Source organism: Bradyrhizobium sp. Arg237L, assembly GCF_029990105.1.
Lineage (GTDB): Bacteria > Pseudomonadota > Alphaproteobacteria > Rhizobiales > Xanthobacteraceae > Bradyrhizobium.
This window is the reverse complement of the sequence record NZ_JAQMIL010000098.1, coordinates 1-13530: the sequence shown is the minus strand read 5'-3', so window position 1 is coordinate 13530 and position 13530 is coordinate 1. Positions and strand designations below refer to the sequence as shown.

Genomic DNA, 13530 nt, shown 5'->3' with positions numbered 1-13530 from the left:
CGAATCCGAAAGCGAAATCGCCGAAAGCGAACGCGAGCGGCCGGGGAAGCGTCTGTTGGATCGGATTTTCGACCTCGCAATCATTGGGGGCGGCATCAACGGCTGCGGCATCGCGCGCGATGCGGCGGGGCGGGGTAATTCCGTTTTCCTTTGTGAAATGAATGATTTGGCGAGCGGGACGTCGTCCTGGTCGACCAAGCTCGTGCATGGCGGGCTGCGCTATCTCGAATATTACGAGTTCCGCCTGGTCCGTGAGGCCCTGATCGAGCGCGAGATCCTCTGGCAGATCGCGCCCCATATCATCCGCCCCCTGCGTTTCGTTTTGCCGCACCATGCCGGCCTGCGCCCGGCCTGGCTGCTCCGGCTCGGGCTGTTCCTTTATGATCACATCGGTGGCCGGCACCTGCTGCCGCCGACCCGCTCGGTGGACCTCACCCGCGACGAGGTCGGCAAGCCCCTGATCAAGAATCGCTACATCAAAGGGTTCGAGTATTCCGATTGCTTCGTCGACGACGCGCGGCTGGTCGTGCTGACCGCGCGCGATGCCGCCGATCGCGGCGCCGAGATCTGCACGCGCACCCGCGCCGTCGAGATCAGGCAGGCTGACGGTCTCTGGAATGTCACGGTCGAGGACGAAGGCAGCGGCGCGCGGCGGACGGTGCGTGCGCGTGCGCTGGTCAATGCCGGCGGTCCATGGGTCGAAGAGGTGCTGACTTCGAGCGCCGGCGTCAACGCGCGCGCAAAAGTGCGGCTCGTGCAAGGCTCGCATATCGTGGTGAGAAAACTCTACGACCACGACCGCGCTTACATCTTCCAGAACGCCGATGGCCGCATCGTCTTCGTGATTCCCTATCAGAAGGACTTTTCGCTGATCGGCACCACTGACCGTGACTATGACGGCGACCCCGCCAAGGTGAAGGCGACGGAGGAGGAGATCAGTTATCTCTGCGCTTCCGTCAGCGAGTATCTCGCAAAGCCGGTGAAGCGGGAGGATGTGGTCTGGACCTATTCCGGTGTGCGCCCGCTCTATGATGACGGCGCGAGCGAGGCGAAGGCCGCCACGCGCGACTACGTGTTCGAGCTCGACACGCCCGGCGGCGTGCCGCTGCTCTCGATCTATGGCGGCAAGATCACGACCTATCGGCGATTGGCGGAAGAAGCGCTTGAGCGCCTTGCGCCCTATTTGCGCAGCGCGAAAGCCCGCGAGGGCTGGACCGGCAAGTCGCCGCTGCCCGGCGGCGACATGGATGTCTCCGCGGTCGATGCGCTCGCTGCGGAACTCGTGCGCGACTATCCGTTCCTGTCGGCGCCGCATGCGAGCCGGCTCGCACACGCCTACGGCACGCGTGCGACAAAAGTACTCGGCAGCGCGAAATCGATCGGCGATCTCGGAAAGTCCTTCGGCGCCACCTTGACGGAAAGCGAAGTCAGGTACCTGATGGCGAACGAATGGGCGTTGACCGCCGAAGACATCGTCTGGCGCCGCTCCAAACTGGGTTTGAGGATGTCGGCCGCCGAGATATCGGCGCTCGACGAATGGATCGCCGCTCATGGACTGTCCGGCGAACGTCCGCTACGCGAGGCGGGAGGACGGCCATGAGCGTCACGCTCGACCACGTCACGCGCACCGTGGACGGCATCCCGGCCATCCACGATGTCGCGCTGACGCTCGAGCGCGGCACGCTGAGCGTGCTGCTCGGGCCGACGCTATCAGGCAAGACCTCGATCATGCGGTTGCTCGCCGGCCTCGACAAGCCGACGAGCGGCCGCGTGCTGGTCGACGGTGCGGACGTCACCGGCATCGATGTGCGCCAGCGCTCGGTCGCGATGGTCTACCAGCAGTTCATCAACTATCCCTCGCTCTCGGTCTATGAGAACATCGCCTCGCCCTTGCGTGTGCAGGGACGGCCGCGCGAGGAGATCGACAAGCGCGTGGCGGATGCCGCAAAGCTGTTGCGGCTTGAGCCCTTTCTGAAGCGCACGCCGCTGCAGCTCTCCGGTGGTCAGCAGCAGCGCACCGCGATTGCCCGCGCGCTGGTCAAGGGCGCCGACCTCGTGCTGCTCGATGAGCCGCTCGCCAATCTCGACTACAAGCTGCGCGAAGAGCTGCGCACTGAACTGCCGCGCATCTTCGAGGCGTCGGGTGCGATCTTCGTCTACGCGACCACGGAGCCGTCGGAAGCGCTGCTGCTCGGCGGCGACACCATCTGCATGTGGCAAGGACGCGTGCTGCAGGCGGGCGCCAGCTCGCGGGTGTATCGGCAACCCGAGACGCTGCGCGTCGCCCAGGTCTATTCCGATCCGCCGCTCAACATCGTCAATATCGAGAAGAGGCACGGCACCGTGCATTATGCCGGCGGCACGCGCGCGCCCGCGACAGGCCTCTACGCGAACCTTGCCGATGGCGCTTATCGCGTCGGCTTCCGCGCGCATCAGCTCGAAGTCGCGAAAGGCGCCGCCGGCCGTCACGTGTTTCCGGCGACCGTCAGCGTGACCGAAATCACCGGCTCGGAAAGCTTCATCCACCTGCAGCGCGATTCCGCCAATTGGGTCGCGGTGCTGCACGGCGTGCATGAGTATGAACCCGGGAAGGCGCTCAACGTCGCGCTCGATCCCGACAACGTCTTCGTGTTCGACCTGGCCGACCGCCTGGTCGCCGCGCCCGGCCGGAATTGAGGGAGATGGCGCATGTCCCGCATTGACCTCGTCGATCTCGCCCACTCCTACAGCGGCGATAACGCGCCGCCGGCATCCTTCGCCTTGAAGCCGGTGACGATGACGTGGCGGCAGGGCGGCGCCTATGCGCTGCTCGGCCCCTCCGGCTGCGGCAAGACCACGCTGCTCAATCTGATCTCGGGCATCGTGACGCCGTCGCGCGGAAAGATCCTGTTCGACGGCAAGGACATCACGCCGCTGTCGACGCAGAAGCGCAACATCGCGCAGGTGTTCCAGTTTCCGGTCATCTACGACACCATGACGGTCGGCGAGAATCTGGCCTTTCCGCTCAAGAACCGCGGCGTGCCGAAGGCGGAGATATCAGCGCGCGTGAAGCGGATCGCCGAGCTGCTCGATCTTGCGCCCTACCTCAACCGCAAGGCGACGCGGCTCACCGCCGATGCCAAGCAGAAGATCTCGCTCGGCCGCGGCTTGGTGCGATCCGATGTCGCCGCGATCCTGTTCGACGAGCCGCTGACCGTCATCGATCCCGAATTGAAATGGCAGCTCCGTTCGAAATTGAAGGCGCTGCACCGCGAGCTTGATCTGACGATGATCTATGTCACCCACGACCAGACGGAGGCGCTGACTTTTGCCGATACCGTCGTCGTCATGCATGACGGGCGCGTGGTGCAGAGCGGCACACCGGCTGAACTATTTGATAAGCCCGCGCACACCTTTGTCGGCTATTTCATCGGCTCGCCCGGCATGAACATCGTGCCGGCGCATGTCGATGGGCGCGAGGCGCGGATCGATGGCCACACCATCGGCCTGCATCGCAATTACGGCGTGCTGCCCGCGGGCGCGAAGATTGAGATCGGGGTGCGGCCGGAATTCGTCGACGTCGCGCCGCCCGCCTCCGGCCTGCTGGCGGCGACGATCGAGCGGATCGACGATCTCGGCCGCATCCGCTTTGCGCGGGTGCGCGTCGGCGATTCCAAATTCGCCGCACGCGTGCCGCCGGGATTTTCGGTGCCCGACAACATGGCCGGGCTCGTGTTCGATCCCGCGCATGTGCACGTCTATGCCGACAGCCGCCTGGTCGAGGGGGTCGCCTGATGGACAAGACGGTCAATCAGAAAGCCTGGTTCCTGGTGCTGCCGGTGTTTTTGGTGGTGGCGTTCTCGGCGGTGCTGCCGCTGATGACGGTGGTGAACTATTCGATGCAGGACACCTTCGGCAACAACCAGTTCTTCTGGAACGGCGTCGGCTGGTTCAAGGAATTGCTCGATCCCACGACTGACCTCGGCGAACGCTTCTTTGCCTCGCTCTGGCGCAACCTGATCTTCTCCGCGATCATCCTCGCGATCGAGATACCGCTCGGTATCGTCGTCGCGTTGTCGATGCCGCGCGAGGGCTGGACCGTCGCCGTCTGCCTCGTGATCCTGGCGCTGCCGCTGTTGATCCCGTTTAACGTGGTCGGCACCATCTGGCAGATCTTCGGCCGTCCAGATATCGGCCTGCTCGGCTACACCCTCAACAGCCTGGGTATCCCTTACAACTACGTCTCCAACGAACTCGACGCCTGGGCGACCGTGATCGTGATGGACGTCTGGCACTGGACCAGCCTGGTGGCGCTGCTCTGCTATGCCGGCCTGAAGTCAATTCCTGATGCGTACTATCAGGCGGCGCAGATCGACGGCGCCTCGCGCTGGGCGGTGTTCCGCGCGATTCAGTTGCCGAAGATGAACCGCGTGCTCCTGATCGCGGTGCTCTTGCGCTTCATGGACAGTTTCATGATCTACACCGAGCCGTTCGTCGTCACCGGCGGCGGGCCCGGCAATTCGACCACCTTCATCTCGATCGAGCTCGTCAAGATCGCGCTCGGCCAGTTCGATCTCGGCAAGGCCGCGGCGCTGTCGCTGGTCTACAACCTCATCATCCTGATCGTCTGCTGGGTGTTCTACACCGTCATGACCAATGCCGGCGCCGAGCGCCCGCAAAAAGAGGGAGCTGTGTGATGGGCACGATTCCCGGGCGCCGCCTCATCATCTCGCTGTTCCTGATCTTCCTGTTGTTGCCGATCTACTGGCTCATCAACATGAGCTTCAAGACCAACAGCGAGATCGTCTCGACCATGACGCTGTGGCCGCACCAGCCGACGATCGAGAACTACAAGCGGATCTTCACCGACGAGAGCTGGTATTCCGGCTATATCAACTCGCTGAAATATGTCGTCATCAACACCGTGATCTCGATCTCGGTGGCGCTGCCGGCGGCTTACGGCTTCTCGCGCTACCGCTTCCTCGGCGACAAGCATTTGTTCTTCTGGCTGCTTTCCAACCGCATGGCGCCGGCCGCGGTCTATGCGCTGCCGTTCTTCAACCTCTATTCCGCGATCGGCCTGTTCGATACGCCCTGGGCGGTGGCGCTGGCGCATTGCATCTTCAACGTTCCGCTCGCGGTCTGGATCCTCGAAGGCTTCGTCTCCAGCGTGCCGCGCGAGATCGACGAGACTGCGTTCCTCGACGGCTATTCCTTCCCGCGCTTCTTCATCAAGATCCTGGTGCCGCTGATCGCGAGCGGCATCGGGGTGGCCGCCTTCTTCTGCTTCATGTTCTCCTGGGTCGAGCTGTTGCTCGCGCGCACGCTGACCTCGGTGGATGCCAAGCCGATCTCCGCGGTGATGACGCGCACGGTCTCCGCGGCCGGCATGGATTGGGGCCTGCTCGCCGCGGCCGGCGCGCTCACGATCATCCCGGGCGCGCTCGTAATCTGGTTCGTCCGCAACTATATCGCGCGCGGCTTCGCGCTCGGTCGCGTGTAGGAGGCGCCCCATGGAAAGCATCGCATGGATGGCCTGGACGCTGCCGACGGCGATCTTCTTTGCGCTGCTCGGCATGACGCTGGCGGTGATGACCTGGCTCGCGGTCGCCTATCCCGAAGCCGAGCGGGTCGGCGTGCTCAGGATTCCGACCACGCGCGGCGATCGTCTCTTCATCTCGCTGGTGCTTGCCGCCGTCATCCATCTCGTCTGGATCGGCGTCGTCGGCACCGACTCCATCACCACGCTGCCCATCGGGGAGGAGGGCGTCGAGCTTTCGAGCCTGTGGCTCGCCACACTGATTTCGCTTGCCACGGCCGTTGTGATTTTCCGCACCGTCTGAGGAAGTGAAGAAGAGCAGATCCGGGGCCAACCCGGACCTGAATTGTTTTGTCGCTATATCAGGAGGAAACGCCATGCGACATTTGAGAGGAACCACCAGGGGCCGTCTGCTTACGATGACCAGCGCCGCCGCGCTGATCGCGGCCGCCGCCACTGTCAGCGCGCCGGCGCGCGCCGACGACGCCGTCAACCAGAAATGGATCGACAGCGAATTCCAGCCTTCGACCCTGTCGAAGGAAGACCAGATGAAGGAGCTGCAATGGTTCGCGAAGGCGGCCGAGCCCTTCAAGGGCATGGAAATCAACGTCGTGTCGGAAACCATCACGACGCATGAATATGAGGCGAAGACCCTCGCCAAGGCATTCAGCGAAATCACCGGCATCAAGCTCAAGCACGACACCATCCAGGAAGGCGACGTCGTCGAGAAGCTGCAGACCCAGATGCAGTCCGGCAAGAACGTCTATGACGGCTGGATCAACGATAGCGACCTGATCGGCACGCATTTCCGCTACGGCCAGACCATCGTGCTGTCGGACTACATGACCGGCGAGGGCAAGGACGTCACCGATCCCTATCTCGAGGTCAACGACTTCATCGGCAAGTCGTTCACGACAGCGCCGGACGGCAAGCTTTATCAGTTGCCAGACCAGCAGTTCGCCAACGTCTACTGGTTCCGCTACGACTGGTTCACCAACCCCGACTACAAGGCCAAGTTCAAGGCCAAGTATGGCTACGAGCTCGGCGTGCCCGTGAACTGGTCGGCGTATGAAGATATCGCCGAGTTCTTCACCAACGACATCAAGGAAATCAACGGCGTCAAGGTCTACGGCCATATGGACTATGGCAAGAAGGACCCCTCGCTCGGCTGGCGCTTCACCGACGCCTGGCTGTCGATGGCGGGCAATGGCGACAGGGGCATTCCGAACGGTCTGCCGGTCGACGAGTGGGGCATCCGCATGGAAGGCTGCCGTCCCGTGGGTTCGTCAGTCGAGCGCGGCGGCGACACCAATGGTCCGGCCGCGGTCTACTCGATCACCAAATATCTGGAGTGGCTGAAGAAGTATGCCCCGCCGCAGGCGCAGGGCATGACCTTCTCTGAATCGGGCCCGGTGCCGGCGCAGGGCAACATCGCCCAGCAGATCTTCTGGTACACCGCGTTCACTGCCGACATGGTGAAGCCCGGCATTCCCGTCATGAACGCAGACGGCACGCCGAAATGGCGCATGGCTCCGTCGCCGCACGGCTCCTACTGGCGGGAAGGCATGAAGCTCGGCTATCAGGACGCCGGCTCGCTCACGCTTCTGAAGTCGACGCCGGCGGATCGCCGGAAGGCAGCCTGGCTCTATCTGCAGTTCATCGTCTCCAAGACGGTGTCGTTGAAGAAGAGCCATGTCGGTCTCACCTTCATCCGCGAGTCCGATATCTGGGACAAGTCGTTCACCGAGCGCGCGCCGAAGCTCGGCGGCCTGATCGAGTTCTACCGCTCGCCCGCGCGCGTGCAGTGGACCCCGACCGGCAACAACGTGCCTGATTATCCGAAGCTCGCCCAGCTCTGGTGGCAGAACATCGGCGATGCATCGTCGGGTGCGAAGACGCCGCAACAGGCGATGGACGCGCTCGCCGCGGCCCAGGACTCGGTGATGGAGCGGCTCGAGAAATCAGGCGTGCAAGGCGCCTGCGGTCCGAAGCTGAACAAGAAGGAGAAGGCGGAATACTGGTTCGCCAAGGCCGAGAAGGACGGCACCATCGCGCCCCAGCGCAAGCTCGCCAACGAGAAGCCGAAGGGCGAGACAGTCGACTACGACACCCTGATCAAGTCGTGGCCCGCCACCCCGCCGAAGCGTGCGGAAGCGAAGTAACCTCTCGCAACGCCGTCATGGCCGGGCTCGTCCCGGCCATCCACGCGTTGCCGCGCGTGTGGAAAGACGTGGATGCCCGGGACAAGCCCGGGCATGACGGAGAAAAACAAAAGGCCGGGAGCAATCCCGGCCTTCGTCATTCCGGGGCGCGCGAAGCGCGAGCCCGGAATCCATCGGACAGCAAAGCACGTGGTGGAATAGATTCCGGGCTCAGCCCTGCGGGCTGCCCCGGAATGACAGTGGGAGAAAGACGTCGTCCTTTCCACTCGTCATTGCGAGCGAAGCGAAGCAATCCATCTCTCCGCACGCGTGGAAGCATGGATTGCTTCGCTTCGCTCGCAATGGCGGCGGTATTCGCGGCTACTCCGCCGCCTCCACCGCCTCCAGCGTTGGATAGTCCGTATAACCCTTCGCGCCGCCGCCGTAGAACGTGTTCTTGTCCCATTCGTTCAGCACGGCGCCCTGCTTCAGACGCTCGACCAGGTCGGGGTTGGAGATGAACAGCTTGCCGAACGCGATCAGGTCGGCGGCGCCGGATTCCAGCACCTTGTTCGCCAGCGCGAAGTCATAGCCGTTGTTGGCCATATACGCCTGCTTGAAGCGCTTGCGTAATGACGCATAGTCGAACGGCGCGACATCGCGCGGCCCGCCGGTCGCGCCTTCGATGACGTGGATATAGACCAGCTTCAGCGCATTGAGCCCATCGACGATGTAATCGAACAGCGGCTGCGGGTTGGAGTCGGAGACGTCGTTGGCTGGCGTCACCGGCGAGATGCGGATGCCGGTGCGCTCGGCGCCGACTTCCGCGGCCACCGCCTTGGAGACTTCCAGCATCAGCCGCGCGCGATTCTCGATCGATCCGCCATAGGCATCGGTGCGCTTGTTGGTGCCATCCTTGGCGAACTGGTCGAGCAGATAGCCGTTGGCGCCGTGGATCTCGACGCCGTCGAATCCCGCTTCGATCGCGTTCGCCGCGCCGCGCCGGAAGTCTTCGATGATGCCAGGTATTTCGGAAAACTCGAGCGCCCGCGGTTCGGACACATCGGTAAAGCTGCCGCCCACGAAGGTCTTGGTCTTGGCGCGGATCGCGGATGGCGCAACCGGCGCGCCGCCGTTCGGCTGCAGCAAGCTGTGGGAGATGCGGCCGACATGCCAGAGCTGGATGAAGATGCGTCCGCCGCGCGCATGCACGGCGTCGGTAACCTTGCGCCATCCCGCAATCTGTTCCTTCGAATAGATGCCGGGCGTGTCCTGGTAGCCCTGGCCCTGCTGCGAGACCTGGCTCGCCTCGGTGATCAGGAGGCCGGCGGAGGCGCGCTGCGCGTAATAGTCGACCGCGAGCGGGCTCGGCACCATGCCGGGCGGCACCGCGCGGTTGCGCGTCAACGGTGCCATCGCCGCCCGGTTGGGCAGCGTCAGCGGACTAAGCTTGAGGGGCTCGAACAGTTTGGAGGATTGGCTCATGGGAGGCTTTCCGGAAATGAACGATACGCAACATTTGTGCATCGCGGCGATGGGCGCAATGCCCCAGCCATTCTTCTCGTGCAGACTAGCAACGCGCGGTGTTCGGTCGCTTGACTGGCGTCAAAAGCGGCACATGCAGGCGAACATAGTAGGATTTGTTCTAAATAACGATGAGTGCAGCAAAACGACCTCTTGAAGAAGCCTGTCACAGCGGCGTCATTTCCCGAAGCGGGTCTAACGAACGGCCGGCATTGCCGCTTCCGTCGGCTGGGCGCGCCCGCGCATCCGCGCCAGCAGTTCCGCTGATGGCCAGGAATCTGCCGGAAATCCATATTTGATCTGCATCGCCTTCACCGCGCTGCGGCTCGCCTGTCCGAGCACGCCGTCGACCTTGCCGACATTGAAGCCGGCGCGCACCAGGTGCTGCTGCAATTCCTTGATCTCGTTGAACGGCAATTGCGCCACCGGTGCCGAAGGCCGCAGCATCGGCGGCGCGCCGGCGATGCGGCTCGCCAGATACCCGGCGGTGGTCGAATAGATCAGCGAATTGTTCCATTCGGTGTAGGCGGCGAAATTCGCATAGGCCAGGAACGCCGGCCCCATCCGTCCCATCGGCAACAGCAGCGACGCCGGCATGTCGTCATTCGCTAGTGGACGTCCATCCGGATAGGTCACGCCGAGCTGCGCCCATTTCGAGCGCGGCAGTTTTGTCGTGAGATCGGCCTGATCCCACGGAAAGCTGGATGCGGTCACGCGCACTTCCTGCAGCCACGGCTCCCCGCGCCGCCACTTCAATCCGTTGGCGATATAGTTCGCAGTCGAGCCGATCACGTCGGGCCCGCTGCGCAAGAGATTGCGATGGCCATCGCCGTCATAGTCGACGGCATAGTTGAAATAGTGCATTGGCAGGAATTGCGTCTGCCCGAGCTCGCCGGCCCAGGAGCCGACCATCTCATCGGCCGAAAGGTCACCGCGGTCGATGATCTTCAAGGCCGCGATGGTCTCGTTCTGGAACATCTCCGAGCGCCGGCAATCATAGGCAAGCGACACCAGCGAAGGCAGCGTTGGAAGGTTGCCCATGTTGGCGCCGAAGTCGCTCTCCAGTCCCCAGAACGCCGCGATCACCGCCGGCGGCACGCCGTATTCCTTCTCCGCGCGTGCGAACGCCGCCGCATAGGTCTTGATGTGCTGCTGCCCCTGCTGCATCCGGTAGGGCGCGGCCATTCTCCCTGCGAACTCGGTGAAGATCTGTCCGAACACGCGCTGCCCGCGGTCGCGGTTGACGATGCCCTGGTTGTAGACGAGGTACGGCGAGGCTTCCGCGATCGCCTGCTGCGACACGCCGTCGGACACCGCGCGCTGCTTGAGATCGGCGAGGAAGCGCTCGAAGCTTTGGCCATTATGGCAGGCCGCCGCGCGCGACGAGGACACCGTCGCAGGCCGCGCGGCCGCCGGTGCCTGACGTGTGGGTGCCGGCAACAATTGCTGCGCGGAGGCCGCAGACGAAAACGCCGCAATCATCGTGACGGCCGCGATCGCAAATCGGGTCTTGAACATCAGAACTCGCCGGTAGGGAATGGGCTTACGAAAGATAGTAATGATCTTACGTGAAGCTTTACGCCCAAGCTATCCCTCACTCCGCCGTCGTCCCGGGCTTGCGCGCCGCGGCGAAGCCTCGGCGTAGCCGGGACCCGGGACCCATAACCACAGGAAACTGTTGTGGCGCGAGCAAGTGGTTGCAGCGGAGCACATCACAAAGTCCGGTGGTTTTGAGTCCCGGCTTTCGCCGGGACGACGTGGGAGGGAGCCAGCGTATTTTCGCCCGCGTCGCCCCGACGCACCTTTCGCCACTTGCGCTGCCCATAGGCAAATCCTTACCTAAACTGCGCCTGCAACAGTGGTTTTTCCGCAACGACGCAGGGGAAACGGCGATGAATTATTTCAAGACAGCCCTTCTGCTGGCCGGCCTCACCGCCCTGTTCATGGGGATCGGCTATCTCATCGGCGGCGCCAGCGGCGCGATGATCGCGCTGGTGGTTGCGGCCGCCACGAACCTGTTCACCTACTGGAATTCCGACCGCATGGTGCTCCGCATGTACGGCGCCCATGAGGTCGATGCGCGCACCGCGCCCGAACTCGTTGGCCTCGTCGCCGAGCTCGCGCGCCGCGCCGGCCTGCCGATGCCGCGCGTGTTCGTGATGGACGAGGCGCAGCCCAACGCGTTTGCCACCGGCCGCAATCCGCAGAATGCCGCGGTCGCCGTCACCGCCGGCATCATGCAGCAGCTCAGCCGCGAGGAGCTCGCCGGCGTGATTGCGCATGAGCTCGCGCATATCAAGAACCACGACACGCTGTTGATGACGATCACCGCCACCATCGCCGGCGCGATCTCGATGCTGGCGCAATTCGGCATGTTCTTCGGCGGCCACCGTAACAGCAACAGCGGTCCGGGCATCGTCGGTTCGATCGCGCTGATGATCCTGGGGCCGCTGGGCGCTATGCTGGTGCAGACGGCGATCAGCCGCACCCGGGAATATGCCGCCGACAATCTCGGCGCGCGTATCGTCGGCCAGCCGATGTGGCTCGCGTCCGCGCTGATGAAGATCGAGAATGCGGCGCACCAGGTGCCGAACTTTGAGGCCGAGCGAAATCCCGCGACCGCCCATATGTTCATCATCAATCCGTTGTCGGGCCATGGCGTCGACAATCTCTTCTCCACCCACCCGTCGACCGAGAACCGCATCGCAGCGCTGCAGCAGCTCGCTGCCGAGCTCGGCGCCAGTGGTGCACCTTCCGCCGGAACGCGCTATCCTTCAGGCAGCCCATGGGGCGGCACGACCACCTCGCGCGGACCGTGGGGTTAAGCGATATTCGTGGGGCGGATAAACCGCCCCACGAATTGGAGGTGCCGGATGCAGCGCACGCTGATCATCCTCGGACTGCTCCTCCTCGCCGCTGGTCTGCTCTGGCCGGTGATCGGCAAGCTCGGGCTTGGCCGCCTGCCTGGTGACATCCATGTCGAGGGATCAAATTATTCGTTCTATTTCCCACTGATGACGTCGCTATTGCTCAGCGTCGTGCTGAGCGTGATCATCTGGCTCGTCAACCGCTAGGAGAGCGGGGGTTCCGCCGGAATCCCGCCGGCGCCGTCCCGCCCCTGCCGAAAAATACGGCGGATTGGCGCAGTGCAATCGGCCGCGCTGGTGCTACACTCGCAAAACGAGAGGATCACGCCGGAAACAAGCAATGGCCTTGTTTGGTTGGGGCAGAGAGGTTCCGTCAGAAGAGGTCCTGGATGCCAGGGCCGGCGCGGATGCCTTGTTGCAGGCGCTGGACAAGGTCGTCGCGACATATCTCGAAAAGGCCGATCACGGCGATCTCGTCTATCCCGCCTGCAAGCGCAAATCGAATGATGCGAGCGCCAGCCCGCGCGAAATCTGGCGCCACACACGGCTGGAAGGGATGCGCTATCTGACCATGATCCCGGGACGCGACTCCGCGCTTCTGACGGAGCCGTCGCGCCAGGCTGAGCTGATCGACGGCTTCCTGCGCCAGCAGCCGCACGAGGACACGGTGATCGATTTCACCGGACGCGCCGTCGACGACGTCGCGATCGCCATCATCGCCGGGCTGAACTGGCTGAACCATTGCGCGCTGCTCGCCAAGGTCGATCGCGCGAAGGCGTCAGGCACCTTGCGCAATTTCCGCAGGGTCGTGACGGTCGCTCAGCAATGGTGGGGCATGGAGGGCGCGGAGGCCCGCTGCAGGAACATGCAGCAGGCGCGCGAACTGCCGCCGCTGATGCTCAATCTGGTCTGGCTCGAATGCACCCATCTCGCCAAGGACATCACCGTCGCCGCGGTGTTTGGTGCGTCCGGTGAAGCAAGCGATGCATCGACGCGCTTCCAGGCCGCACTCGATCCGGATGAACCGGCCGCGTGAAGCGCGCATTGCGGGCGCATGCAGCAACAACCTCCGCCGTCATTCCGGGGCGCGCGTAGCGCGAGCCCGGAGTCCATCGGGCCGCATGCGCAGGTGGAGAAATGGATTCCGGGCTCGATGCTGGCGCATCGCCCCGGAATGACTGAGCGACGCGTGGCGCAATCCTCTCCTCCGTCATGGCCGGGCTTGACCCGGCCATCCACGTTGTCCCGGGCGCGAAGGACGTGGATGCCCGGGACCCGGCTACGCCGAGGCTTCGCCGGGCACTCTAATCTCAGTCCGGCGAAGCGATAGCGAAGACGGGCAAGCCCGGGCATGACGGCGTCGTATCATTCGCGCGATTTTCCTTAAGCCAATCAACGTGATTTGGCTCGTCCAGCCCTCACACAAAAAACATTCCGCTTTCGCCGTCGGGCAAATCAGTGATTTAACTCCGCGCGTCTC

The 13530-nt window shown here is 63.7% G+C and carries 12 protein-coding genes; 10 read left to right on the top strand and 2 right to left on the bottom strand.

Annotation, left to right across the window (positions count from 1 at the left end; translation table 11 throughout):
• The first annotated feature begins 55 nt into the window (after positions 1-55).
• From glpD to OZ411_RS38675, 7 genes are all read left to right on the top strand, one after another.
• Positions 56-1600, top strand: a complete 1545-nt coding sequence (gene glpD, locus OZ411_RS38705; RefSeq protein WP_282532152.1) for a glycerol-3-phosphate dehydrogenase — start codon at positions 56-58, stop codon at positions 1598-1600.
• Positions 1597-2676: an ABC transporter ATP-binding protein gene (locus OZ411_RS38700; RefSeq protein ID WP_282532151.1), complete on the top strand. Its 1080-nt coding sequence runs from the start codon at positions 1597-1599 to the stop codon at positions 2674-2676. The genes glpD and OZ411_RS38700 overlap by 4 nt, the downstream gene beginning before the upstream one ends.
• Positions 2677-2688: 12 nt before the next feature.
• Positions 2689-3774: an ABC transporter ATP-binding protein gene (locus tag OZ411_RS38695; protein WP_282532150.1), complete on the top strand. Its 1086-nt coding sequence runs from the start codon at positions 2689-2691 to the stop codon at positions 3772-3774.
• Positions 3774-4676, top strand: a complete 903-nt coding sequence (locus OZ411_RS38690; protein WP_130576840.1) for a sugar ABC transporter permease — start codon at positions 3774-3776, stop codon at positions 4674-4676. The genes OZ411_RS38695 and OZ411_RS38690 overlap by 1 nt, the downstream gene beginning before the upstream one ends.
• On the top strand, positions 4676-5482 hold the full coding sequence (locus OZ411_RS38685) for a carbohydrate ABC transporter permease (protein WP_130576841.1): 807 nt from the start codon (positions 4676-4678) through the stop codon (positions 5480-5482). Before OZ411_RS38690 ends, OZ411_RS38685 begins: the two co-directional genes overlap by 1 nt.
• A 10-nt stretch (positions 5483-5492) precedes the next feature.
• A complete protein-coding gene (locus OZ411_RS38680; RefSeq protein WP_282532149.1) occupies positions 5493-5822 on the top strand; it encodes a DUF2160 domain-containing protein in 330 nt (109 codons plus the stop codon).
• A gap of 115 nt (positions 5823-5937) precedes the next feature.
• Positions 5938-7680, top strand: coding sequence for an ABC transporter substrate-binding protein (locus tag OZ411_RS38675; protein WP_282532164.1), 1743 nt, complete (start codon positions 5938-5940; stop codon positions 7678-7680).
• A gap of 360 nt (positions 7681-8040) precedes the next feature.
• Here the strand turns inward: OZ411_RS38675 and OZ411_RS38670 are convergent, their stop codons facing one another.
• Both OZ411_RS38670 and OZ411_RS38665 read right to left on the bottom strand, forming a co-directional pair.
• Positions 8041-9144, bottom strand: a complete 1104-nt coding sequence (locus OZ411_RS38670; protein ID WP_282532148.1) for an alkene reductase — start codon at positions 9142-9144, stop codon at positions 8041-8043.
• Positions 9145-9378: 234 nt separating this feature from the next.
• Positions 9379-10701: a lytic murein transglycosylase gene (locus tag OZ411_RS38665; RefSeq protein ID WP_282532147.1), complete on the bottom strand. Its 1323-nt coding sequence runs from the start codon at positions 10699-10701 to the stop codon at positions 9379-9381.
• A gap of 374 nt (positions 10702-11075) precedes the next feature.
• Here OZ411_RS38665 and htpX point away from each other — a divergent pair, with 374 nt between their 5' ends.
• From htpX to OZ411_RS38650, 3 genes are all read left to right on the top strand, one after another.
• Complete coding sequence (htpX, locus tag OZ411_RS38660) at positions 11076-12008, top strand: zinc metalloprotease HtpX (protein WP_282532146.1); 933 nt, start codon at positions 11076-11078, stop codon at positions 12006-12008.
• A 48-nt stretch (positions 12009-12056) separates the two neighbouring features.
• Positions 12057-12257: a DUF2905 domain-containing protein gene (locus OZ411_RS38655; protein ID WP_282532145.1), complete on the top strand. Its 201-nt coding sequence runs from the start codon at positions 12057-12059 to the stop codon at positions 12255-12257.
• Between the two features lie 133 nt (positions 12258-12390).
• Positions 12391-13086, top strand: coding sequence for a hypothetical protein (locus OZ411_RS38650; RefSeq protein ID WP_282532144.1), 696 nt, complete (start codon positions 12391-12393; stop codon positions 13084-13086).
• Positions 13087-13530 lie beyond the last annotated feature (444 nt).